Here is a 25,492-nt window from a genome sequence, read left to right as displayed (position 1 = left end):
CCCTTGTTCAGGTGATGGAGAACCTAATGAAAGCCAACTATGTCTTACTTTTGACTTTACTGACAGCTGCCCCTACTTACGCCCAACTGGGCTCTAGCAATGGGTTTAGCGGAGAGATCTCTCTGAATACCGGGTATATCTCCACTCAATCGCATCTCAATACCAACGCTAATTCCGTTCTAACCGGTTTAGATCAAACCGCAGAAACCGATGACACGGTAATTGTCGCCCCTCTAGGTAATCTTGCCTATACATTCGGCCGATCAAATCAACAGGTCTATTTTGGTACGACTCGTGATGATATCGCGATAGGGACACTTGCCTTACAATTGGGGTATAAATATCAATTCCCTTCGAGAATGACCGTAGACATCGCCTACCTTCCAACGGTCATGTCAGGCAGTGAATGGCAGAATCCTTACGAGACCACAACGGCACGCCAAGAAACCGATGTCGATGGCAACGCTTACCGATTAAAGCTGTCGAATATTGGCGGGAGCTTATTCTCTCTCGATATGGCCTACGCTGACAAAGAGGTTGAGCAGGATGCCCTGGTCAATACCGCATTAGCCCGTGACGCCAAAACCTTTCTCATCAAAGGGCAAGTAAGAATTCCTCTAAGCCGCACGACCATGTTGTTACCTGCCATATCGTATATTGAAAGTGATGCACAAGGAGAAGCCAATTCTTTCAAGGGTTACCGAGGTGAACTGAGTCTGTTTCAATCGATAGGTGAGCATAACATCGCTTTAACCGCAGCCTATTCTCAGCATGACTATCAAGCGGGTAATCACTTATTTGGAAATCAAATACGTAACGATGATGCATTGAAGTTTTTTGTCGCCTATGAATACCAAAACTTGATGGGCTGGCAAAATTGGTCTTTCATTTCTTTCGTTGGGTATAGCCAAACCGATGCAAATATTAACTTTTATGATGAATCTCAAAGCATCGTAACGCTGGGTGTTAACTACAAATTCTAATCCCTACCTCATCAATTAGAACCGCCATAAACATCAAGTTATGGCGGCTTAATGATCGCGACATATCTTTAAAATGAGATAGCCTATTACGTCATACCGCCTTCTACGTTAACCATCGTCTTAGACTGCTTGTAAGGTCAGTTGCTTTAACAATCGATCCATCGCTCGGTACCCAAGCGCCTCTGCTAAGTGAGGCTTCTCTATTCTCTCTGCGCCGTCGAGATCGGCAATGGTTCGAGCGACCTTAATGATCCGATGATAAGCACGAATAGAAAGGCCAAGGCGATGCAAAGCAGTTTCTAAAAACTGAGCATCGACTTTTTCCAACGGGCAATATTGATCGATATCTCGGCTACCAAGCAGCGCGTTAACCACGCCACTTCGCTCACACATTCTCTCTCTGGCGATTTTCACTCGTTGTTTTACCACCTCAGTAGGTTCTCCTCTGTCTCCACCTTCTGTCAGAACGCCTTTGGGTAGCACCGGAATTTCTATCGACATATCAAACCGATCAAGCAGTGGACCAGAAAGTCGACTCAAATAGCGCAAAATCAATTGAGGATTGGTACGCGTATGACTTCCCTCGTAATAACCCGTCGGGCTTGGGTTTAAGGCTCCGACCAATTGAAAGCGAGCCGGGAAACGGGTTTTCCCTTGAGCGCGAGAAATCACAATTTCACCCGACTCTAACGGCTCTCTTAACGAATCGAGGACTTTTCTCTCAAACTCAGGCATTTCATCCAAAAAGAGCAGCCCGTTATGGGCTAAAGAAATCTCTCCGGGTCGAGGAATCGACCCGCCACCGACGAGCGCCGCCATCGAGCTTGAATGATGAGGCGAGCGAAACGGCCTCTTTTTCCAGTTGTACTCATTGATTTCTTGTTGAGTTAAAGACGCAACCGAAGCCGTTTCCATCGCTTCATTAACCGACATTTCAGGCAGTAAATCACACAGCCGAGACGCCAGCATGGTTTTTCCGGTTCCAGGTGGCCCCAAAAAAAGCAAATTGTGGTTTCCCGCAGCGGCAATCTCTAACGCGCGCTTTCCTTGCTGCTGGCCAATAATATCTTGCAGATCACGAGTTAACTTAGCCTCACTGAACTTGGCTTTGGTTTGAAAAAGTTGCAGTGGCTGTTGCCCACACAGTTCCGCACACACTTCCAATAAGCTTTGTGCCGACTTATGGGTTTCTTTCCCGACTAATGCGGCTTGATCCCCATTTAAATGCGGAACAATAAGACATCGCTTCGCTTTATTGGCAGCAAGAGCAGCAGGAAGAACCCCTTTAATTGCGCGTAGCTCCCCTGACAACGCCAGCTCACCGATAAACTCTCGCTGCGTTAACTTATCAATTGGAATCTGCTCACACGCCGCCAAGATACCCAGCGCAATAGGGAGATCAAATCGGCCGCCTTCTTTAGGTAAATCTGCTGGTGCCAAATTGACCGTAATCCGCTTTGCTGGGAACTCAAATCGAGAATTAATAATGGCACTGCGAACACGATCTTTTGCTTCTTTGACCGTGGTTTCAGGCAACCCAACCAAGCTAAATCCTGGCAACCCATTACTGATATGAACTTCTACCGTCACCTCAGGTGCTTCAACACCTACACTCGCGCGACTATGAACGATGGCTAACCCCATTTATCTTACCTACTGAAACCGATTCACATGATCAATTGAATGGTTCTTTTTTGAATGAGGGTGTTATATAACCTGCCTAGATGCTGAGGAAATGTGAAAAAAGAATGAGTTTTTGCTTGTCATTTAACGGAATTCTATGTTACCACTAGGTACGCAACATATTTTGTTCAATATTTATAAAATACAAAAACGAAGATAAAAAATAAAATGGACTTCAAAGCTCGCCTTAACACTCTGGTACTCCTGATTATCGTGGTCATTATTGACACCGCGCAGGGGATAGTGGGCAGCAAGTAACCACAAGATTTTAAAAACCCCCGCACTGAAAAGTCCGGGGGTTTTTTACAATTAGTACACTAAAAATTGAAGCACATCCGACCGAACATAACCAAGGTTCAGTCGAGAAATGACAGGAAGAATGGGAGCGCACATGACGTGCAAAAATAATGGAAGTCACTACGAGCCAAGTCGTAGTATGAGAGGGATACGATGAAAGGAGCAGATTTAGTCGTATCCGCATTAAAACAACAAGGCATAAAAACCATCTTTGGTTACCCCGGCGGTGCCATTATGCCTATCTACGATGCCCTTTATGAGTGTGGTGTAGAACATATTTTATGTCGCCATGAACAAGGCGCTGCAATGGCGGCCATTGGTATGGCGCGAGCATCACAAGATGTCGCAGTCTGCATGGCGACCTCTGGTCCAGGTGCGACTAACCTCGTCACAGGCCTTGCCGATGCTTTCATGGATTCCATTCCTTTAGTTGCCATTACCGGCCAAGTTGCCAGCTCCCACATTGGTACTGATGCTTTTCAAGAAATGGATGTCATCGGTATGTCCCTTTCTTGTACCAAGCACAGCTATCTAGTGACTGATATCCATGACCTAGCACCAACACTTGCAGAAGCATTTGAAGTCGCAAAAGCAGGTCGACCAGGCCCTGTCATCGTTGATATTGCGAAAGATGTTCAGTTGGCCGAAGCCCCTGTCGAAATTTTACCGGATTTCGAACATATCCCATTCCCTGTGCCAACGCCTGAAGCGTTTCGCCTGGCAAATGCATTGCTTCGCGAATCGAACCGCCCCGTATTGTACGTTGGCGGCGGCGTTCAACTCGGCAGAGCCACTGACTCCGTTCGTCAGTTTCTTGCTGAAAACCCAATGCCATCCGTCAGCACATTGAAAGGTTTAGGAACCATTGATCGCCACGACCCACATTATCTTGGCATGTTGGGGATGCACGGCACAAAAGCCGCCAACCTTATCGTCCAAGAAAGTGACCTTTTGATCGTTGTCGGTGCACGTTTCGATGACCGCGTGACCGGCAAACTCGATACCTTCGCGCCCCATGCGAAAGTCATTCATATTGATATTGATGCAGCTGAAATCAGCAAACTTCGTCATGCCAATGCGGCATTGCGTGGTGACATCCGAGAAATACTGCCGAAACTGAAATGCACTCACGACATCAGCTCTTGGGCTCACCACAGTGAAGGGCTACGCACCGCGTTTACATGGCGATATGATCACCCAGGTGATCTGATCTTTGCCCCGCTTTTGCTTAAGCAATTATCCGACATGATGCCAGACAGCTCTATCGTATCTACCGATGTGGGCCAACACCAAATGTGGGCAGCTCAACACATTCAGCCTCGTGAACCACAAAATTTCATTACGTCTGCGGGTTTAGGGACAATGGGCTTTGGTTTACCAGCGGCCATGGGTGCGGCAGTTTCTAGGCCTGATGATCAATCCATTTTGATTTCAGGCGACGGCTCCTTCATGATGAACATTCAAGAACTTGGCACCTTAAAACGCCGCCAAATTCCGGTCAAAATGGTGTTGTTGAACAACTCTCGATTGGGCATGGTTCGTCAGTGGCAATCCTTATTCTTTGACGGCCGCCACAGTGAAACAATTTTGGATGACAACCCTGACTTTGTCATGCTCGCTAAAGCATTTGATATCCCTGGAAAAACCATCACTCGCAAAGAAGAGGTTGAACCGGCTTTACAAGAAATGCTCGAAAGTAAAACGGCATACCTTTTACATGTCCTAATCGATGAAGAAGAAAATGTTTGGCCACTCGTACCACCGGGTGCATCAAACAGTGAAATGTTGGAGAACACCTAATGGAAAGATATTTCTTAGATATTAAAGCCGACGATAAACCGGTTCTATTAGAGCGCGTTTTACGCGTCGTTCGCCACCGCGGTTTTGTTGTAAAACAAGTGGCGGGAACACAAAATCACGACAGCAAAATTGCGAGTGTAGAAATTATTGTCGATAGCGATCGACCTATTGCATTTCTCACCAATCAGATTGAAAAATTATGGGATGTCATCAGCGTTGAAGTGACAAAAATCGACAATAACGAACTCCCTAACAACAATTTACAACACACACTTAACGCTTAAGGAAGATAATAATGTCTAAAAAAACAGCTGACTACATTTGGTTTAATGGTGAGATGGTTCCTTGGGCTGAGGCCAATGTTCACGTTCTTACTCATGCTATGCACTATGGCACTTCTGTATTTGAAGGCGTGCGCTGCTACAACACACCAAATGGTCCAGTTATCTTCCGTCACCCAGAGCATGCAAGACGCCTAAAAGATTCCGCGAAAATCTACCGTTTTCCAATTCCTTATACGGAAGAAGAAATTATGGAAGCGACACGCGAGACTCTGCGTCAAAATAAACTTGAATCCGCTTACATTCGCCCACTTGGCTTTGTTGGCAATGTTGGCTTGGGTGTTTGTCCTCCAGAAAATTCAGAAATGGAACTGATCATTGCGGCTTTCCCTTGGGGCTCTTACCTTGGTGAAGAAGCGCTAGAGAATGGTGTTGATGCGATGATTTCCAGCTGGAACCGCGCGGCGCCAAACACGATTCCTACCGCAGCAAAAGCTGGTGGTAACTACCTTTCATCGCTATTGGTTGGTGGTGAAGCTCGTCGCCATGGTTACGATGAAGGTATCGCTTTAAGTGTTGATGGTTATCTTTCTGAAGGTGCCGGTGAGAACATCTTTGTGATTCGCAATGGCGTTCTTTCTACACCACCAGCAACCAGTGCCATTTTGCCGGGTATTACACGTGACACAATCATCACTCTGGCTAAAGAACGTGGTTACGAAGTTCGTGAAGAAAATATTGCTCGTGAAGCACTCTACCTTGCTGACGAAGTGTTCATGACAGGAACCGCAGCAGAAATTGTTCCAGTACGCTCAGTGGATAAGATTGAAGTGGGCACAGGAAAACGTGGCCCAATCACTCAAGTATTGCAAGCGGATTACTTTGGCCTATTTAACGGCACCACAGAAGATAAGTGGGGCTGGCTTGACTACATTTACCCAGAGAACAAGCCCCAACAAAGCACTCCGTCTGCGAAGTAATTGAAAAGGAAATTCAAATGTCTAAGACTCCAAAAAATACCTACCGCAGCGCGACCACAACTCATGGACGCAATATGGCGGGCGCACGAGCATTGTGGCGTGCAACGGGCGTAAAAGATGAAGATTTCGGTAAGCCGATCATCGCTGTTGTTAACTCATTCACGCAATTCGTTCCAGGTCACGTACATCTAAAAGACATGGGGCAACTGGTTGCTAGAGAAATTGAAAAAGCCGGTGGTATCGCCAAAGAATTCAACACCATCGCTGTCGATGATGGCATCGCAATGGGCCACGGCGGCATGCTTTACTCGCTGCCATCTCGTGAAATTATTGCCGATTCAGTCGAGTACATGGTCAATGCGCACTGTGCCGACGCCATGGTGTGCATCTCAAACTGTGACAAAATCACCCCAGGAATGATGATGGCCGCTATGCGCCTTAACATTCCGGCGATTTTTGTATCAGGCGGCCCAATGGAAGCAGGTAAAACCAAGCTTTCCGATCAAATCATCAAGCTCGACTTGGTCGATGCTATGATTCAAGGCGCTGATCCCACCGTTTCAGATGAACAAAGCGAGCAAGTTGAACGATCAGCATGCCCAACATGTGGCTCTTGCTCTGGTATGTTTACAGCGAACTCAATGAACTGTCTAACAGAAGCATTGGGGCTGTCTCAACCAGGTAACGGTTCTATGCTTGCTACCCACGCCGATCGTGAGCAGTTGTTCATCAATGCTGGTAAGCGTGTCGTTGACCTAACCAGACGTTACTATGAAGAAGGCGACGATTCAGCACTGCCGCGCAACATAGCTAACCGAGCCGCGTTTGAAAACGCCATGGCGCTAGATATTGCCATGGGCGGTTCAAGTAATACGGTTTTACACCTTATTGCAGCCGCGCTTGAAGGCGAGATTGATTTTGATATGGACGATATCGACGCCATGTCACGTCGTGTTCCACACCTATGTAAAGTTGCCCCATCCACCCCTAAATATCATATGGAAGATGTTCACCGTGCAGGTGGTGTGATGGCTATCCTTGGTGAACTTGATCGTGCAGGCCTACTCAACGGTGACACTCGCACGGTACTCAATATGTCGATGAAAGAGCAGCTTGCTCAATACGACATCATGCAAACTGACGATGAAGACGTTCTCAAGTTCTACCGTGCAGGTCCTGCTGGTATTCGTACCACCAAAGCATTTTCGCAAGATTGCCGCTGGGATCGTTTAGATGATGACCGTAAAGAAGGGTGTATTCGCACCATAGAAAATGCGTTCAGCCAAGAAGGTGGGCTGGCCGTTCTTTCGGGTAACATTGCGGTCGACGGTTGTATCGTTAAGACGGCTGGTGTAGACGAAGAAAACTTAACATTCCAAGGCCCTGCCATAGTATTTGAAAGCCAAGATGACGCGGTTGAAAATATCTTGGGCGGTAAAGTCAAAGCGGGCGAAGTGGTTGTTATTCGTTACGAAGGCCCGAAAGGTGGCCCAGGTATGCAAGAAATGCTCTACCCTACGACTTACCTCAAATCGATGGGACTCGGTAAATCTTGTGCACTGCTGACTGATGGCCGCTTCTCTGGTGGTACATCGGGGCTTTCTATTGGTCACGTATCTCCAGAAGCGGCAAGTGGTGGTGCAATTGGTCTAGTGAAAAATGGCGATATCATCACCATTGATATTCCTAGTCGTTCCATCACACTTGATGTGCCTGAAGATGAACTGGCAGCTCGACGTAACGCGCAAGATGAAATGGGTTGGAAACCAGTCAATCGCGAACGTGTTGTATCACTTGCACTTAAAGCCTATGCGAGCCTGGCAACAAGCGCAGACAAAGGCGCGGTACGCGATAAGTCTAAGCTAGAAGGGTAACCCCATGACCGACGCTTTTTTAGCAAAGCAAGGGAAACAAACTGGCGCAGACTATCTGCGCCAAATCCTTAAAGCACCTGTCTACGAAGTCGCGATGGTCACCCCATTGCAAGATATGCCACGCTTGTCCGAACGTTTGGGCAATCAGGTGCAACTGAAACGTGAAGATCGTCAACCTGTGCATTCGTTCAAGTTGCGTGGCGCGTACAACATGGTTGCTAGCTTGTCTGAAGCACAGAAAGCTGAGGGCGTCATTGCGGCATCCGCAGGCAACCATGCACAAGGTTTAGCGATGTCAGGAACAAAGCTGGGGATCACGACGACCATTGTGATGCCGAAGACAACCCCCGATATCAAAGTCGAGGCGGTTCGAAGCTTTGGTGGCAACGTTGTACTTCATGGCAGTAACTTTGATGAAGCGAAATCCGAAGCTGAACGGTTGTCAGAAAAGCACGGCTATACCTTTGTTCCTCCCTTTGATCACCCATTAGTGATTGCAGGGCAAGGCACGATAGGCATGGAGATGTTGCAGCAAAATGGTCACCTGGATTATATCTTTGTGCCTGTTGGTGGCGGTGGTTTAGCGGCTGGGGTCTCGGTGTTAATCAAACAGCTGATGCCAGAAATCAAAGTGATTGCCGTCGAGCCAGAAGATTCTTCCTGCCTCAAAGCCGCGCTTGATGCTGGTGAGCCTGTTGTTCTTGACCAAGTGAGCATGTTCGCTGATGGCGTTGCGGTAAAGCGCATTGGCGATGAAACATTCCGTTTATGTCAGCAATACCTTGATGGGCATATTTCTGTCTCAAGTGACGAGATTTGTTCTGCGGTAAAAGACATCTTTGAAGATACACGTGCCATCGCCGAACCTTCAGGCGCCCTTGCCCTGGCAGGATTGAAGAAGTTTGCAGAGCAAAACCAACTGAAAGGGAAGCAACTCGCCACCATACTTTCAGGGGCGAATACCAACTTCCACGGCTTACGTTATGTTTCAGAGCGCTGTGAACTGGGTGAAAAACGTGAAGGCTTGCTCGCGGTGACCATTCCAGAACGCCAAGGTGCATTCTTTGAATTTTGCGATCTTATTGGTGGTCGAGCTGTGACGGAATTTAATTACCGCTACAACGACGATAGCCTAGCCAATATTTTTGTTGGTGTACGTTTGCAAGGTGGGCAAGAAGAGCTCGACCACATCATTAACGATCTTCGCAACGGGGGATACCCTGTCGTGGATTTATCGGACGATGAAATGGCGAAACTACACGTTCGCTACATGATTGGTGGTAAACCGTCGAAACCACTGAAAGAACGCTTATACAGTTTTGAATTTCCAGAATACCCTGGTGCATTGCTTAAGTTCTTAAGCACCCTCGGAACGCATTGGAATATTAGCCTGTTTAACTACCGTAACCATGGCGCCGACTATGGTCGAGTGTTGTGTGGTTTTGAACTGGATGAACATGATTTAACTCGTTTTTCAGCGCACCTGCGTGAATTGGGATATCAATGCAAAGACGAAACTGATAACCCTTCCTATCAGTTCTTTTTATCCTAAACTCAAAGCCAGTCTCCTTGACTGGCTTTTTTATGCTGCACTGTTTAATAAATGCGTTTAGCACATAGATATAATGCTAAAGTTTCATTTTATTCATAGTTAGTTTCCCACTACACTGTGTGTAATTTCATTGCTGTCCTTAAATGGAGAATACGAATGTTCAATGCCTTAGTTCTAAACCAAGAAGAAAAACGTACCATCGCTCGTGTAGAAAAAATCGATGAATCACAACTGCCGGAAGGTGAAGTACTGATTGATGTCGATTATTCTTCTCTAAACTACAAAGATGGCCTTGCTATTACAGGCAAAGGTAAAATCATTCGTCATTTCCCTATGGTCCCAGGTATTGATTTAGCCGGCACTGTCGTAAGCTCAGAAGATGACCGCTACAAAACAGGCGATAACGTTGTTCTCACTGGCTGGGGCGTTGGTGAAAACCACTGGGGTGGCATGGCGCAGCGAGCACGTTTAAAGGCGGACTGGCTGGTTCCACTACCAAAAGGGTTGGACAGTAAAAAAGCGATGATGATTGGCACCGCAGGCTTTACCGCTATGCTTTGTGTGCAAGCGCTTGTTGATGCGGGGGTAAAACCAGAAACCGGTGAAGTACTTGTGACAGGCGCGAGTGGTGGTGTGGGTTCCGTCGCGGTGACACTGCTGGCTAAGTTAGGTTACCAAGTGGCAGCCGTGACAGGTCGAGTCGAACAAAACGGACCGTTACTTGAAAAATTAGGGGCAAGTCGAATCATTGATCGTAGCGAATTTGAAGAACCAGCACGCCCACTAGAAAAACAAATCTGGGCTGGCGCGGTTGATACTGTGGGCAGTAAGGTGCTTGGAAAAGTACTCGCACAGATGGACTACAACAGCGCGGTTGCCGCGTGTGGATTAGCGGGCGGTTTTGACCTTCCAACGACAGTGATGCCATTCATATTACGTAACGTGCGCTTGCAAGGTGTCGATTCAGTCTCTTGTCCACTTGAAAAACGCATCGCAGCATGGGAAAAACTGGTTGAACTACTACCAGAGAGCTATTTTGAGCAAGCCTGTACAGAAATCGATCTTGCAGAGGCCCCAAGATACGCAGAAGACATCACTAATGGTCAAATCACGGGTCGAGTCGTGATCAAACTGTAACTGACTGGTTGTTGATTCTAAAAACCGTCTGTTTAGCAAAAAGCTTTAGGGAGACCTAAAGCTTTTTTTGATCATAATTTTTATCATAAATAGGTGCTATAGCGGCCTTTCTGTGGGGTTAACCATCCAACCCCATGTCTTTTACTCGCTTAGCAATCAAACGGCCACATTCCTCTTTTACAATGCTTCTCAGCCATTCTTGCGCGGGGGAGTGCTCACATCGAGGGTGCCAAATCATCGAATAATCGAAAGGAGTAAACTGAAATGGTAAAGGCTTAACCACCAAATCGTATCGTTCAGCCACTAAGTAAGCCAAGTCAGCAGGAACCGTAATGATAAGTGGCATAGTATCCACAATCGCTAATGCGGCTTCTAAATGGTAAGCCCGAAGTACCATTTTAGGGGTGGGATTTCCCACTAGCGACTGCTCTAGCAACGTTTTAACGCCATCACTGATCGCTATCATCGCATGAGGATAATCTAGGTAGTCCGTTAGACTCATCTCTTGGTCTGCCAATGGATGCTGCTTTGAAAGCAGGCACAGTACCCCAACTCGACCTAATACTTCACTGCGTAGTGGTTCTACTGGGCCCGTTGGCCTGCAAATGGCTAGGTCTGCGCCTTCATACGTAAGCTGATCTGACAATCTGTCATGCTGAAGCGGCAAAAAATTAAACGAAACATTGGGGGCTTCTTGATAAATTCGAGGCAGAGCAAAGGGCAAGATAGTTTGCATCGCATAGTCAGTAGTGGCGATGGAAAAAGTTTGTGTACAACTTTGCGGTTCAAATTCTACTGGGGAAAGTAGCTGACGAAGAGATTCAAGTGGCTCCCCCAAAGAGCGATCGATCTCTAGTGCTTTTTCAGTCGGTATAAGGTGTTGGCCTTGGCGAGTAAACAGAGGGTCCGCCAATAATTGGCGAAGCCTACCAAGAACACGACTCATGGCCGACTGGCTGAGGCTTAAACGAGCAGCGGCTTTACTCACGCTGGACTCTTCAATCAATACCCTTAAGGCGATCAGTAGATTGAGATCTTTACGGTAAACCTCTTCTAATTCCACGGCTTGGCTCCACTAAAGTAATAACCTTTAGTGTAACCTCTGGGCAAAAAAAATCCCGCTTTTCAGCGGGGAAGCCCAAGAAAACTGGGGGAGTGTCGGAATGTATTCGTGTGTAGTCTTACAAGTGAGCAGTCTTTGCTTAACGTTAATTAAGCCTATTGTGCATTAATTTTTTTGTTCTTCAGATACGCCCGTCCAACGACGCATCTCAAGCCAAATCCCTAAAATCGTTGCACTTAAACCAAATAATGGTGTTAAAGACAAGTCAGCTGGTGAACGTAATACCAAAGCGCAAAAAGATATAAAACAAAGAACGGAGTAGATGGTCAGTCTATCGAGTGCTGTTAGCATGTTCGCTCCTTAATCTTTTCTCTGAAATACCAGTTGTTACCAACTTGTTAACTAAATTAAAACAAAATGATCAATTTGCCAAGAGATTATTGAATATTTTTTCTTCATTAGTATTATCTACCGCTCTAACGCTGTCACTGAGAGTTCACCATGACCTTTGATTCAACACTTGCCACCCATACACTAGAAGCGGAAGGATTACGCTGCCCAGAGCCCGTAATGATGGTGAGAAAAACGATGAGAAAAATGCAAGATGGGGACGTACTATTCGTCAAAGCCGACGATCCTTCAACGACTCGTGATATTCCAAGCTTTTGTCGCTTTATGGATCATGAATTGGTCGCCTTTCAGACTGAGAAGTTGCCCTATCAATATTTAATACGAAAAGGCATTGCCTAAAACACAAAAACTGAAAAGGGGCACAACCATCTATGTTGCGCCCCTTTTTAATGCATTCTAAGACAAAATGGCTATCTTCTATTCTAATTCGTGTCGATGTAACTGGGTTTGCAATGCGGTAATTTGTTTTTGCATATCTCGCATTTCTTGATGCATAGGAATAATGTGAGCAACGCGAATCCAAGACTCCACCATTAACCCTGTCATCACAATAGCGCCAATCACCATGGGTAACCACATGTCGGTCAACACGACACCAAGCAATGTTATCGCTAGCCCAAAGGTGAATAAGTAACTCTGACTTTTCGGTGTCATACCCATATAACGTGTAAGCATAATAGTGCCCTCTCGCTGCTATGAATGGTTTACTTTCACACCACCAAATTAGCACAATCTTTGTGACATTTATGTGTCAGTGAAAGCGATATTGAGAAAGATCGAATCTCTTTTTGATCTAGTTCAATATCGCAATAATCACGACGTCATTTACCCTGTATCGCTTAGAAAAGAGCGGCTCCTATCGCCAAACCAACAAATAACATCGCTGTTACCTTGCGAATTAGCGCCAATGGCATTTTATCGGCAGATAACTTACCGATGATAACGACTGGGACGTTAGCCAGTAGCATCCCGATGGTTGTTCCCAAGATAACCCACACCAAGGCATCAGCGTATTGCGCTCCAAGTATCGACGTAGCTATCTGAGTTTTATCACCGATCTCAGCAATAAAAAAGGCGATAAAACTGGCAACAAAAGGGCCTCGACTCGAAATGTTTTCATCGTCATCGAGTTTATCTGGAATCAAAATCCAGCCCGCCATCGCAATAAAGCTGACCACCAACACCCATTTTAATACGTCAGGTGATAAATAATCAGCGACAACCACACCGAGCCACGCAGCTAACGCGTGATTGGCAATGGTCGCAAAAAAGATAGCGGCTATGATTGGGATTGGTTTTCGGTACCGGCTAGCCAGTAATAATGAAAGTAACTGTGTCTTATCACCGATCTCGGCTAAAGCGACAGTGGTAATGGAAATTGCTAAAACGCTCACGACATGCTCATTGGGGCGAGGATTATTATATTTAACCATAGACAAACCTCATGCCCCACCCCGGTTCATGATGTTTGTCTAAGGTCTTGCTAAACCTTGCACCCAGAAAAGTCTGATTGATACAAAGGTCTCGAACGCCATGGTGATTTTGCACCAATTATGTTGACGAACGAACTTATTCGATCTGAATAAGCAGGCTACTCCCCAAAGACGATGAGAATTTTAAAGCGAATCCCAATAAATACAAGCAAAGACGACGTAAAACTGTTTCATTTGATGAATTTATTGATAAGGAAAGCGATAAAATTGATTAAACCCCGTACTGGGTACTAATTAACCATGATTACCTCTACTCGCAGGCTCAATATATCGCTATACTTGGTGGTTATTTTCATTTAATCATTTAGAAGAATCGCGCGAACTTGACTATGCAAAAATACGATATCAAAACCTTCCAGGGAATGATCCTCGCGCTGCAGGATTATTGGGCTCAAAACGGTTGTACCATTGTTCAACCTCTAGATATGGAAGTAGGTGCTGGCACCTCTCACCCAATGACATGTCTGCGTGCACTTGGCCCAGAACCAATGTCTACGGCGTATGTTCAACCTTCTCGTCGTCCGACCGATGGTCGTTACGGTGAAAACCCGAACCGCCTGCAGCACTACTATCAGTTCCAAGTCGCTCTAAAACCTTCTCCAGATAACATTCAGGAGTTGTACTTAGGCTCGCTTGAAGTTCTTGGTGTCGACCCACTTGTTCACGATATTCGTTTCGTAGAAGACAACTGGGAAAACCCAACGCTAGGCGCATGGGGTCTTGGTTGGGAAGTATGGCTAAACGGTATGGAAGTCACTCAATTTACTTACTTCCAACAGGTTGGCGGCCTTGAGTGTAAGCCTGTCACTGGCGAGATCACTTACGGTATCGAGCGTCTAGCCATGTACATCCAGGAAGTAGATTCTGTTTACGACCTAGTATGGAACGTAGCACCAGACGGTTCTAACGTGACTTACGGTGACATCTTCCACCAAAACGAAGTTGAGCAATCAACCTACAACTTCGAGCACGCAGACGTCGATTTCCTCTTCACTTTCTTCGACCAGTGCGAGAAAGAGTGTAAAGAGCTACTTGAACTTGAGAAGCCACTGCCGCTTCCAGCTTACGAGCGCATTCTAAAAGCAGGTCACGCATTCAACATTCTTGATGCGCGCAAAGCTATCTCTGTAACAGAGCGTCAACGTTACATCCTTCGTATCCGCAACCTGACTAAATCCGTTGCAGAAGCGTACTACGCGTCACGTGAAGCACTTGGCTTCCCGATGTGTAAAAAGACAAACGAGGAGAAGTAATCATGGCGAAGAATTTTCTAATTGAACTGGGTACGGAAGAGCTTCCACCAACAGCACTACGTTCTCTAGCAGAAGCTTTTGCTGCTAACTTTGAAGCAGGCCTTAAAACCGCTGAGCTTTCTCACGAAGGCATCAAGTGGTACGCAGCACCTCGTCGTCTAGCACTTAAAGTAACGGCACTGGCTGAAGGCCAAGCAGACAAAGTGGTTGAGAAACGTGGCCCTGCAATTTCTGTCGCATTCGATGCAGAAGGTAACGCGACGAAAGCAGCACAAGGTTGGGCTCGTGGTAACGGTATTACTGTTGAACAAGCTGACCGCCTGAAAACAGACAAAGGCGAGTGGCTTCTTTTCAAACAAGAAGTAGCTGGCAAACCTGTTCAAGAATTGGTGATGGACATTGCTGCGAAAGCACTCGCTGGCCTGCCGATTCCTAAAGCAATGCGCTGGGGTAGCTCAGACATTCAATTTATCCGCCCAGTGAAAACACTGACAGTACTACTTGGTGATGAGCTTGTTGAAGGCGAAATTCTCGGCGTAGCCTCTGCTCGTACTATCCGTGGCCACCGTTTCATGGGCGAACAAGAGTTCACCATCGACTCTGCTGACCAATACCCTGCGATCCTAGAAGAGCGCGGTAAAGTCATGGCAGATTACGAAGCGCGTAAAGCGATCATCCTTGCTGATTCGCAAAAAGCAGCAGCAGCGGTTGGTGGTGTTGCAGATCTAGAAGATGACCTTGTTGAAGAAGTCACGTCTTTGGTTGAATGGCCAGTAGTACTGACAGCGAAGTTTGAAGAAGAGTTCCTAAAAGTCCCTTCTGAAGCGTTGGTTTACACCATGAAAGGTGACCAAAAGTACTTCCCAGTTTATTCGCATGAGATTGGTGACGCTGAAAGAAGCCTTCTACCAAACTTTATCTTCGTATCGAACATCGAGTCTAAAGAGCCTCGCCACGTTATCGAAGGTAACGAGAAAGTGGTACGTCCGCGTCTTGCTGATGCGGAGTTCTTCTTCAACACAGACCGTAAGCGTCCGCTTATCGACCGTCTTGCTGAACTAGACCAAGCTATCTTCCAGAAGCAATTGGGTACGATCAAAGACAAAACAGACCGCATCACAGAACTTGCTGGCTACATCGCTGAGCAAATCGATGCTGACGTTGAGAAGTCTAAGCGCGCTGGCCTACTGGCTAAGTGTGACCTTATGACATCTATGGTATTCGAATTTACCGATACTCAAGGTGTAATGGGCATGCACTACGCGACTCACGATGGTGAAGACGAGCAAGTTGCACTAGCACTTTACGAGCAGTACATGCCTCGTTTCGCGGGTGACACACTACCAAGCAATGGTATTTCATCAGCAGTAGCAATGGCAGACAAGCTAGACACTATCGTAGGTATCTTCGGTATTGGCCAAGCACCAAAAGGTTCTGACCCATTTGCACTTCGTCGTGCATCACTAGGTGTACTACGTATCATCGTTGAAAACGGCTACAACCTAGACCTAACTGATCTGATCGGTAAAGCGAAAGAGCTACTAGGCGACAAGCTAACCAACGACAACGTAGAAGCTGACGTTATCGACTTCATGCTAGGTCGTTTCCGCGCATGGTACCAAGATGCTGGTTTCAGCGTTGATATCATTCAAGCGGTACTAGCACGTCGTCCAACTAAGCCAGCTGACTTTGACCAACGTGTTAAAGCGGTTTCTCACTTCCGTGAACTGGAAGCAGCAGAAGCACTCGCAGCAGCGAACAAGCGTGTCGGTAATATCCTTGCGAAATTCGATGGCGAACTACCCGCTGAAATCGACCTAACGCTTCTTCAAGAAGACGCAGAGAAAGCACTGGCTGAAAACGTTGCAGTCATGACGGAAGCACTAGAACCCGCATTCGCGACAGGCAACTACCAAGAAGCCCTAAGCAAGCTTGCTGACTTACGTGAGCCCGTTGATGCATTCTTCGATAACGTCATGGTGATGGCTGATGACGAAGCTCTGAAGAAGAACCGTCTAACGCTACTGAACAACCTACGTAACCTGTTCCTACAGATTGCTGATATTTCTTTACTTCAAAAATAAGCTTTATTGCAAAATAAGCTTTGCTGTAACAGTAACGAAACTAAAGCAAAGAGACTAGGTAATTAACACCTTCTAAGCCCAACTCCTCGAAGTTGGGCTTTGTTTTTGCCTAATCCAAAAATAAGCTTTGCCTCGCAAAGTGTTTCCGCGGTATGTTCAAATATCATCCCAAACGGAGTGAACATCCGTTTTCATTATAAAAAGCACTCGTAATAAACTAGGTAAGTAAGCAATGCAATTCTCTAAGTTTGGTGAAAAGTTTAATCAGTATTCTGGTATTACCCAATTAATGGATGACTTAAATGAGGGTCTGAGAACACCAGGAGCCATCATGCTCGGTGGTGGTAACCCCGCCGCCATTCCATCCATGCTCGATTACTTTCACCAAGCCAGTGAAGAAATGCTCGCCAATGGGGATCTCCTCGCCGCTATGGCCAACTATGATGGTCCTCAAGGTAAAACGACTTTTGTTAAGTCGCTCGCCAAGCTATTTAGAGAAACCTACGGTTGGGATATTTCTGAAAAGAACATTAGTCTTACCAACGGCAGTCAAAGTGGTTTCTTCTACCTGTTTAATCTCTTTGCTGGCCAGCAACCCGATGGTTCCCACAAAAAAATATTACTGCCCTTAGCGCCAGAATATATCGGCTATGGGGATGCAGGCATTGATGAAGACATTTTCGTCTCGTACCATCCAGAAATTGAAATGCTAGAGAATAGATTGTTCAAATATCATGTTGATTTTGAGCAACTGATAGTGGATGAATCCGTCGCCGCCATTTGCGCGTCTCGCCCAACCAACCCAACGGGTAACGTATTAACCGATGAGGAAATTCAAAAACTGGATAAGTTAGCGCGAGAGAATAACATTCCACTGATCATCGATAACGCTTACGGTTTGCCGTTCCCAAACATCATTTTTGAAGATGTAAAACCGTTCTGGAATGACAATACAATCCTCTGCATGAGTTTATCGAAGCTGGGTTTACCGGGTGTTCGCTGTGGGATTATTATCGCGAATGAAGAAGTGACTCAAGCACTGACCAATATGAATGGGATTGTCAGCTTAGCACCAGGAAGCATTGGACCAACCATAGCGAACCATATGATAAAGAAAGGTGACTTACTGAAACTCAGTAGTGATGTCATTAAGCCATTTTATCAACAGAAATCGCTTAGAGCCGTTGAGTTACTTCAACAGGCGATAGAAGATCCACGCTTTAGAATCCACAAACCAGAAGGCGCCATTTTTTTGTGGCTTTGGTTTGATGAACTGCCCATCACCACCATGGAACTGTATAAGCGCTTGAAAGACCGTGGCGTATTGATCGTTCCCGGTGAGTATTTCTTTATTGGCCAAAAAGACGAATGGGATCATGCTCATCAATGCCTACGTATGAACTATGTCCAAGATGATGAAATGATGCAAAAAGGCATCCATATTATTGCCGAAGAAGTAAAGAAAGCGTATCAAGAACAATAAACTAAAAAGAGCGCCTCTTAACAAGAGTGCGCTCTTTCTCTACCGATGGCCGTTAACGCTCATTGTTAGTTATCAATAAGGTTAGTTCTCAATAAGATTTTTTCCGTTGATCGCAATTTTACGTGGCTGCATAGCTTCTGGAATTTCACGTTCTAAATCAACATGAAGCAAGCCATTTTCCATGGTTGCACCGTTCACTTTGACATAATCAGCCAATTGGAATTTGCGTTCAAAATCACGCTCAGCGATGCCTTGATAAACGTAATTCTTACCTTCTTCAGGTTTACGTTCACCGCGAACAATCAGCATGTTCTCTTTTTGAGTAATATCGATCTGTTCTTCAGAAAAGCCTGCCACCGCCATGGTAATGCGGTAGTTATTTTCATCTTGTTGTTCGATATTGTACGGAGGGTAACCGCCTTGAGTGCTCTTGGTATTGTTCGCTTCCATCAGATTGAACAAACGGTCAAAACCAATCGCGTTACGGTATAAAGGTGAGAAATCTACGTTGCGCATAATACTATCCTCTTAAATTAAGCAATAGTCTCAGCTACTGGGCACTGTGCCTCAAAGCAGTCTGAGTCATTCAAATCTCACTCCTCTGGCACTATTTGCTCTGGGACATGAGTGAATGGGTACATTAAATTGTGTGCATCAAACGATATCCTCTTATGAGCGACATGTTATCAGCGATCCAGAGTTCTGTTTCTTCTCATCAGAGCAAGACAGTTATCCTCTTCACAAATAGATATGTGGATTGAGAAAAATAGTTTCAAGGGATTATTTTTAATTATTTTCCCAATCCAATATTTTTCAATCAGTTACATACATAAAAAAACACCACCCAAAGGGTGGTGCTCTTAAATGATTTAGTGTTTTTGAGGAGAAGCTGTTTCGTTTAGTTCAAGGAAGAGGCGCGGAGCATACGAATGTATGTGAGCACCTCTGACACAGAAATTAAGCGAAAGAGCGAAATATCAAAGAGACTAAACGTCTAGGTTTAAACGTCTAAGTTTGCTACTTTCAATGCGTTTTCTTCTATGAAGTTACGACGCGGCTCAACTTGATCGCCCATTAGCGTAGTAAACAATAGATCCGCTCCAACAGCGTCTTCAATGGTGACTTGCATCATACGACGAGTTGCAGGATCCATGGTGGTTTCCCAAAGTTGATCTGGGTTCATCTCACCAAGACCTTTGTAACGCTGCAGACTTAGACCACGGCGAGACTCTTTGATTAGCCATTCTATCGCTTCAACAAACGTTGAGATTTCCAGTGTGCGCTCACCACGTTTAATGTAAGCACCCTCTTCGATAAGACCATCGAGAGCCTCTGAAAGATCCGCTAATTTTGCGTACTCTTTCGAGTTAATCAGATCAATGCTCAATAAGTGCTCGTGAGTCACACCATGAGTGCGAACAATCACTTTAGGTAGGTTTAAGCCCAGTTCAGCGTGTTGTTCAATTTCAAGGCTGTATTGACTTGCACCAACTTCTTTCGCATTAAGCTGGTCAATCAGCTGCTTACCCCAAGCTTCCACTGCGGCTGCATCATTACACTGCTCAGCGGTTAGACGAGGCGTATAGATGAACTCATGAATCAAAGCGCGAGGGTAACGGCGGCTCATGCGATCCACCAGCTTAATACCGGCATTGTACTGCTGCACAAGCTTCTCTAAACCTTCACCTGAAAAAGCAGGAGCTTCAGCGTTCACATGTAATGACGCGTTATCAAGTGCTAAAGACACCTGATATTGACCCATAGCCTCTTCATCTTTAATGTACTGCTCTTGCTTACCTTTCTTCACTTTGTAAAGCGGTGGCTGAGCAATATAGATGTAACCACGTTCAATCAGTTCAGGCATTTGACGATAGAAGAACGTCAGGAGCAGAGTACGGATGTGAGAACCATCGACATCGGCATCGGTCATGATGATGATGTTGTGGTAACGCAGTTTATCTGGGTTGTATTCGTCACGACCGATACCACAGCCTAGTGCGGTAATCAGTGTGGCAACTTCTTGAGAAGACAGCATTTTATCAAAGCGTGCTTTCTCAACGTTTAGGATTTTACCCTTCAGTGGCAAAATCGCTTGGTTCTTACGGTTACGCCCCTGCTTGGCTGATCCGCCAGCAGAGTCTCCTTCCACAATATACAGTTCAGACAAGGCAGGATCTTTTTCCTGGCAGTCAGCAAGCTTACCTGGAAGCCCCGCTAGATCTAATGCGCCTTTACGACGTGTCATTTCACGCGCTTTACGCGCTGCATCACGAGCACGTGCCGCATCAATAATTTTCGTACAAACAATTTTCGCTTCACCTGGGTTCTCAATCAGGAACTCAGACAACTTCTCGCCCATTGTTGATTCAACCGCTGATTTCACTTCTGATGAAACCAGCTTATCTTTGGTTTGGCTTGAGAACTTAGGATCTGGCACTTTTACAGAAACAATCGCCGTTAGACCTTCACGAGCATCGTCACCTGATGTAGAAGTCTTGGCTTTCTTAGAAAAGCCTTCTTTATCCATAAAGCTGTTTAGCGTACGAGTTAACGCCGAACGGAAACCGGCTAAGTGAGCACCACCATCACGCTGCGGGATGTTGTTGGTAAAGCAGTAGATATTTTCTTGGTAACCATCGTTCCATTGCATCGCGACTTCAACGGTAATACCATCATCTCGCTCTGAATCGAAATGGAATATTTTCTGGATGATTGGCGTCTTATTGGTATTAAGATGCTCAACAAACGCTTGGATGCCGCCTTCGTATTCGAAGTGATCCATTTTATCTTCTTCACGCTCATCAATCAGCTTGATAGACACGCCAGAGTTTAGGAACGAAAGTTCACGCAGTCGTTTTGCTAAGATATCGTAATGGAATTCGATATTAGTGAAGGTCTCTTCACTTGGCCAAAAACGAATTTCAGTACCGGTTCTATCAGTATCGCCCGTCGCAGCCAATGGCGCTTGCGGCTCACCATGTTTATACGTCTGTTTGTGAATTTTACCACCACGATGGATGGTTAACGTCACTTGCTTAGAAAGGGCGTTAACAACCGAGACACCTACCCCATGCAAACCACCAGATACTTTGTACGAGTTATCATCGAACTTACCACCAGCATGAAGAACCGTCATGATAACTTCAGCAGCTGATACATTCTCTTCCGAGTGCAATTCTGTTGGGATACCACGGCCGTCATCACGTACCGATACTGAGTTATCCTCATGAATCGTCACAATGATGTCATTACAATGACCGGCTAACGCTTCATCAATTGAGTTATCCACCACCTCAAAAACCATGTGGTGTAGACCGGTGCCATCATCTGTGTCGCCGATGTACATACCCGGACGCTTACGTACTGCATCCAGACCCTTTAGTACCTTAATACTCGATGAATCGTAATTTTCAGACATGAATTACTCTCTCGTTATTTATCCGTGCTCTATTGTGCCATGTTCCACATGAAACATCTTGCCGTTATTGTCATGCATATCGGCAATTTGGCGTTCGGTAATAGAGCTTACAAAAACTTGAGCCTTGGTCTCTTTTAAGCAGTCAGCAAGACGCTTACGACGTTGGCTATCTAATTCTGAAGCAAAGTCATCGATTAAATAGATGCATTGCTTACCGGTCTTCTGGGTTAAATGTTGACCTTGCGCGACACGAAGTGCACAAACCATCAACTTTAACTGACCTCGTGATAAAACATCCTCAACGGGTGTCCCATTCACTTTTATCTTTAAATCGGCTTTATTTGGCCCACTGAAGGTGTAACCAAGCGCCTGATCGCGGACAAAATTATCTTCCAGACTCTTCTGATATGGTGTGGATTTATCCCAACCACGATAATAATTGACCTGAATATCGAACTCGGGCAGAAAAGCTTGGCAAATCTGCTCGGCATGATTCTTTAACTCATCGACATACTGCTGTCGCCAAGCGTTAATACTTTCCGCTAAACGCGCCGTCTCTTGATCCCAGTAACTGAGCTCTCGATAGCTGGTCGCTGTTTTTAGTAATGCGTTTCTTTGCTTGTTCAGACGTTTGAAACGCCCCCATGCATCATAAAATGCAGGCTCACTGTGGAACACGCCCCAATCGATAAATGCACGTCGATGTTTTGGTCCATCAGTCAGTAACTCAAACCCTTCAGTATGAATAAGTTGCAAAGGTAAAATCTGGGCTAGCTGTGCAAGCTTCTGCCCAGATTGACCGCCTATTTTAACCTCTGTTGTCCCATCGCGCTGCTTATTAATGCCAATTGGTAGCTCAAATTGATCCGAGTTCAAAAAACGACCGTGGACAAACAGTTCATCCTGTTCATTTTGGATGATTCGGCCCGTGAGTGAACTTTTAAAGGAACGGCCATGTCCGAGCAAATAAATCGCTTCTAAGACACTGGTTTTGCCACTTCCATTAGGCCCAATAAGAAAGTTAAAGCCTGTAGATAGTTCAATATCACAGGCTTCAATATTTCTAAATTGTTTGATAATCAGACGGTTTAATGGCATTCAATCAAATCAATGCGAATTAAAGACGAATCGGCATAACAACGTACATCGCACTGTCATCATCGGCATTTTCGATCAAGGCACTGGCGTTACCGTCAGACATCGAGATCAGCACTTTTTCACAGCGTAATGTGTTTAATACATCCAGTACGTAACTGACGTTAAAGCCTATTTCTAGGTCTTCCCCCTGAAAGTCTACATCAAGTGTTTCTTCCGCTTCTTCTTGTTCAGGGTTGTTTGCGGTAATTCGCATCTCGTTATTAGTAAGATTGACACGCACACCACGGAATTTTTCATTAGACAGAATGGCCGCGCGAGAAAAAGCTTGGCGCAATTCATCACATTCTGTGGTTAATGTCTTGTTGGTATTTTGCGGCATAACACGGCGATAATCAGGGAAGCGGCCATCAACAAGCTTTGACGTGAAGATAAAGTTGTTCACCTCAGCTCGCAGGTTAGAGCTGCCTATTTGCAATACCACCGGCTGCTCTGGTGCATCTAATAACTTTGACAGCTCTTGTACCCCTTTTCGTGGCACAATAATTTGCTGTTTTTCAAAATCACCCACTAAGGTCACTTGCGAAACCGCCATTCGGTGGCCGTCAGTGGCGACAGAACGAATGGTGTTCCCATCGATCTCAAACAACATGCCATTGAGGTAATAGCGGACATCTTGGTTGGCCATTGAAAACTGTGTTTTTTCAATCAAACCTTTTAACTCGGCTTGAGTCAGCGACACCTCGACGTCACTTTGCCAATCTTCAATGTTAGGAAAATCATTCGCTGGGAGTGTAGCTAATGAGAATCGGCTTCGACCAGAGCGAACCTGTACCCGATCTGCGTCTAAAACAACCGTAATGACCGAGCTATCTGGTAATCCGCGGCAGATATCGAGAAATTTACGCGAAGGAACGGTAATGCTGCCCGCTTCAAAGTCACCTTCTAATGTCACTCGGCTGACCAATTCAACTTCTAAATCGGTTGCCGTCATGGAAAGGACATTATCTTCAACTTTGAGCAACAAGTTACCTAATATAGGCAATGTTGGGCGCCCACCTAAAGCACCTGACACTTGCTGAAGTGGCTTAATTAAATGGCTACGTTCAATGGTAAATTTCATATCTAACTCTTAACGGTAGTTTGGCGCGATGCCTGTGTTCTTTTATATATAGATAAAATAATCAAGTTGTGGCAATTAAGAAGACAATGTGCGAATCAAATTCGAGTAATCTTCTTTTATATCGTGACTCTCTTCTCGAAGCTGAGCAATTTTGCGGCATGCATGCAATACCGTCGTATGGTCTCGGCCACCAAAAGCATCACCGATCTCAGGTAAACTGTGGTTAGTGAGCTCTTTCGCTAATGCCATCGCCAATTGACGAGGACGAGCAACCGAACGAGAGCGACGCTTTGAAAGCAGATCGGCGACTTTTATTTTGTAGTACTCAGCCACGGTTTTTTGAATATTGTCGATCGTGACCAGTTTTTCTTGCAGCGCTAATAAATCACGAAGTGCTTCGCGAACGAAATCAATGGTAATTGGGCGACCGGTGAAATTCGCATTGGCGATAACACGGTTGAGTGCCCCTTCCAATTCACGAACATTAGAGCGTAAACGTTTCGCAATAAAGAACGCCACTTCATCTGCAAGGTGAATTTGATGGTCTTCTGCTTTCTTCATCAAAATAGCCACTCGCGTTTCTAGCTCTGGTGGCTCGATCGCGACCGTTAACCCCCAACCAAAACGAGATTTCAGGCGATCTTCTACCCCATTGATCTCTTTTGGATAGCGATCAGACGTCAAAATGATCTGCTGATTGCCTTCTAACAATGCATTGAAGGTATGGAAGAATTCTTCCTGGGAGCGTTCTTTGTTAGCAAAGAATTGAATGTCATCGATCAGGAGCGCATCCACACTGCGGTAATAGCGTTTAAATTCTTCAATCGCGTTATTTTGCAGGGCTTTTACCATATCTTGCACAAAACGTTCTGAGTGCATATAAACCACTTTCGCATTGGGTTTATTATCCACAATGGCATTACCGACCGCGTGCAATAGGTGCGTTTTACCTAAACCTGTACCACCGTACAAAAATAGCGGGTTGTAAGCTGAACCTGGATTATCCGATACCTGTCGGGCAGCCGCTAAACCCAGCTGGTTCGATTTACCCTCGACAAAATTATTAAACTTGTGCTTAGGGTTCACATTTGAACGATGGTTGATGTCTGCCAAGGTGCTCGGTTCGTCATCCCAGGTTTTGTGCACCGGTTTACGCGCTTGTAGACGCGCAGGAGCGGAAGACATAGCGGCAACATCGGCGGCTGAACGAGTCGGGGCTGCTTTTGGCGCTGCAACAGGCAAGCTACCAATTTCAAAACGTAAACTGGGCGTATCATTACCACAATATTCTTGCAGTAAGCGATTAATACTATTGATGTACTTATCACGTACCCAATCTAGAACAAATCGGTTCGGGGCAAATAAGGTCAGAGTATTGTCATTGAGCTCCGCTTGTAACGGACGAACCCACATACTGAATTCTGTAGCTGGTAGCTCTTCTTGAAGCTGTTGCAGACATTGCAACCAAAGCGAAGATGACAC

21 protein-coding genes and 1 riboswitch are annotated in these 25,492 nt (G+C 45.6%); of the genes, 11 read left to right on the top strand and 10 right to left on the bottom strand.

From position 1 onward, the window contains the following. Positions 1 to 26 precede the first annotated feature (26 nt). The gene (locus tag QF117_RS06050) at positions 27 to 983 is read left to right on the top strand and encodes a DUF2860 domain-containing protein (protein ID WP_282388197.1); all 957 of its coding nucleotides are present in this window, start codon (positions 27 to 29) and stop codon (positions 981 to 983) included. Positions 984 to 1,103: 120 nt separating this feature from the next. On the opposite strand, the gene QF117_RS06045 is transcribed toward QF117_RS06050, so the two are convergent. Beyond that, positions 1,104 to 2,627 (bottom strand): YifB family Mg chelatase-like AAA ATPase, encoded by a 1,524-nt coding sequence (locus tag QF117_RS06045; protein ID WP_282388196.1) that lies wholly within the window; start codon positions 2,625 to 2,627, stop codon positions 1,104 to 1,106. A gap of 489 nt (positions 2,628 to 3,116) precedes the next feature. Between QF117_RS06045 and ilvG the strand changes: the two genes are divergently transcribed. From ilvG to QF117_RS06015, 6 genes are all read left to right on the top strand, one after another. After that, entirely contained in the window at positions 3,117 to 4,763 is a 1,647-nt protein-coding gene (ilvG, locus tag QF117_RS06040; protein ID WP_282388195.1) for an acetolactate synthase 2 catalytic subunit, read from the top strand. Then, the gene (gene ilvM / locus QF117_RS06035; protein ID WP_282388194.1) at positions 4,763 to 5,047 is read left to right on the top strand and encodes an acetolactate synthase 2 small subunit; all 285 of its coding nucleotides are present in this window, start codon (positions 4,763 to 4,765) and stop codon (positions 5,045 to 5,047) included. The genes ilvG and ilvM overlap by 1 nt, the downstream gene beginning before the upstream one ends. An 11-nt stretch (positions 5,048 to 5,058) precedes the next feature. Next, the gene (locus QF117_RS06030) at positions 5,059 to 6,024 is read left to right on the top strand and encodes a branched-chain amino acid transaminase (RefSeq protein ID WP_282388193.1); all 966 of its coding nucleotides are present in this window, start codon (positions 5,059 to 5,061) and stop codon (positions 6,022 to 6,024) included. 17 nt (positions 6,025 to 6,041) lie between these two features. Beyond that, a complete protein-coding gene (gene ilvD / locus QF117_RS06025) occupies positions 6,042 to 7,898 on the top strand; it encodes a dihydroxy-acid dehydratase (protein ID WP_282388192.1) in 1,857 nt (618 codons plus the stop codon). Between the two features lie 4 nt (positions 7,899 to 7,902). Then, a complete protein-coding gene (ilvA, locus tag QF117_RS06020; RefSeq protein WP_282388191.1) occupies positions 7,903 to 9,450 on the top strand; it encodes a threonine ammonia-lyase, biosynthetic in 1,548 nt (515 codons plus the stop codon). Positions 9,451 to 9,606: 156 nt separating this feature from the next. Further along, positions 9,607 to 10,587 carry an MDR family oxidoreductase gene (locus QF117_RS06015; RefSeq protein ID WP_282388190.1) on the top strand — a complete coding sequence of 327 codons (981 nt, stop codon included), beginning with the start codon at positions 9,607 to 9,609 and terminating at the stop codon, positions 10,585 to 10,587. A 118-nt stretch (positions 10,588 to 10,705) separates the two neighbouring features. On the opposite strand, the gene QF117_RS06010 is transcribed toward QF117_RS06015, so the two are convergent. Together QF117_RS06010 and QF117_RS06005 are read right to left on the bottom strand one after the other, a co-directional pair. After that, positions 10,706 to 11,650 carry a LysR family transcriptional regulator gene (locus QF117_RS06010; protein WP_282388189.1) on the bottom strand — a complete coding sequence of 315 codons (945 nt, stop codon included), beginning with the start codon at positions 11,648 to 11,650 and terminating at the stop codon, positions 10,706 to 10,708. A 165-nt stretch (positions 11,651 to 11,815) separates the two neighbouring features. Further along, positions 11,816 to 12,001 carry a hypothetical protein gene (locus QF117_RS06005; RefSeq protein ID WP_282388188.1) on the bottom strand — a complete coding sequence of 62 codons (186 nt, stop codon included), beginning with the start codon at positions 11,999 to 12,001 and terminating at the stop codon, positions 11,816 to 11,818. A gap of 150 nt (positions 12,002 to 12,151) precedes the next feature. On the opposite strand from QF117_RS06005, the gene tusA reads away from it, so the two are divergent. Further along, complete coding sequence (gene tusA / locus QF117_RS06000) at positions 12,152 to 12,400, top strand: sulfurtransferase TusA (RefSeq protein WP_282388187.1); 249 nt, start codon at positions 12,152 to 12,154, stop codon at positions 12,398 to 12,400. Positions 12,401 to 12,478: 78 nt separating this feature from the next. On the opposite strand, the gene QF117_RS05995 is transcribed toward tusA, so the two are convergent. Continuing rightward, entirely contained in the window at positions 12,479 to 12,736 is a 258-nt protein-coding gene (locus QF117_RS05995) for a hypothetical protein (RefSeq protein ID WP_282388186.1), read from the bottom strand. A gap of 164 nt (positions 12,737 to 12,900) precedes the next feature. After that, complete coding sequence (locus tag QF117_RS05990) at positions 12,901 to 13,455, bottom strand: TMEM165/GDT1 family protein (protein WP_282388185.1); 555 nt, start codon at positions 13,453 to 13,455, stop codon at positions 12,901 to 12,903. 92 nt (positions 13,456 to 13,547) lie between these two features. Continuing rightward, a riboswitch (yybP-ykoY riboswitch) is annotated at positions 13,548 to 13,673 on the bottom strand. Positions 13,674 to 13,883: 210 nt separating this feature from the next. On the opposite strand from QF117_RS05990, the gene glyQ reads away from it, so the two are divergent. The 3 genes from glyQ to QF117_RS05975 all read left to right on the top strand — a co-directional run bounded on the left by glyQ (position 13,884) and on the right by QF117_RS05975 (position 18,374). Beyond that, on the top strand, positions 13,884 to 14,807 hold the full coding sequence (gene glyQ, locus QF117_RS05985) for a glycine--tRNA ligase subunit alpha (RefSeq protein ID WP_017038344.1): 924 nt from the start codon (positions 13,884 to 13,886) through the stop codon (positions 14,805 to 14,807). Positions 14,808 to 14,809: 2 nt separating this feature from the next. Further along, the gene (glyS, locus tag QF117_RS05980; protein ID WP_282388184.1) at positions 14,810 to 16,891 is read left to right on the top strand and encodes a glycine--tRNA ligase subunit beta; all 2,082 of its coding nucleotides are present in this window, start codon (positions 14,810 to 14,812) and stop codon (positions 16,889 to 16,891) included. Positions 16,892 to 17,123: 232 nt separating this feature from the next. Then, entirely contained in the window at positions 17,124 to 18,374 is a 1,251-nt protein-coding gene (locus QF117_RS05975; RefSeq protein WP_282388183.1) for a valine--pyruvate transaminase, read from the top strand. A gap of 81 nt (positions 18,375 to 18,455) precedes the next feature. Here QF117_RS05975 and QF117_RS05970 read toward each other — a convergent pair whose 3' ends face one another. The 5 genes from QF117_RS05970 to dnaA form a co-directional block, all read right to left on the bottom strand. Then, positions 18,456 to 18,890 carry an Hsp20 family protein gene (locus QF117_RS05970; RefSeq protein WP_282388182.1) on the bottom strand — a complete coding sequence of 145 codons (435 nt, stop codon included), beginning with the start codon at positions 18,888 to 18,890 and terminating at the stop codon, positions 18,456 to 18,458. Between the two features lie 484 nt (positions 18,891 to 19,374). Then, positions 19,375 to 21,792: a DNA topoisomerase (ATP-hydrolyzing) subunit B gene (gene gyrB / locus QF117_RS05965; protein WP_282388181.1), complete on the bottom strand. Its 2,418-nt coding sequence runs from the start codon at positions 21,790 to 21,792 to the stop codon at positions 19,375 to 19,377. A gap of 18 nt (positions 21,793 to 21,810) precedes the next feature. After that, on the bottom strand, positions 21,811 to 22,890 hold the full coding sequence (gene recF / locus QF117_RS05960; protein WP_282388180.1) for a DNA replication/repair protein RecF: 1,080 nt from the start codon (positions 22,888 to 22,890) through the stop codon (positions 21,811 to 21,813). A 19-nt stretch (positions 22,891 to 22,909) separates the two neighbouring features. After that, entirely contained in the window at positions 22,910 to 24,010 is a 1,101-nt protein-coding gene (gene dnaN, locus QF117_RS05955) for a DNA polymerase III subunit beta (protein ID WP_282388179.1), read from the bottom strand. Between the two features lie 75 nt (positions 24,011 to 24,085). After that, complete coding sequence (gene dnaA, locus QF117_RS05950; protein WP_017034363.1) at positions 24,086 to 25,492, bottom strand: chromosomal replication initiator protein DnaA; 1,407 nt, start codon at positions 25,490 to 25,492, stop codon at positions 24,086 to 24,088.

Source organism: Vibrio sp. YMD68 (assembly GCF_029958905.1).
Lineage (GTDB): Bacteria > Pseudomonadota > Gammaproteobacteria > Enterobacterales > Vibrionaceae > Vibrio.
The sequence above is the reverse complement of the archived record's forward strand: the minus strand, read 5'-3'. Positions and strand labels throughout refer to the sequence as shown.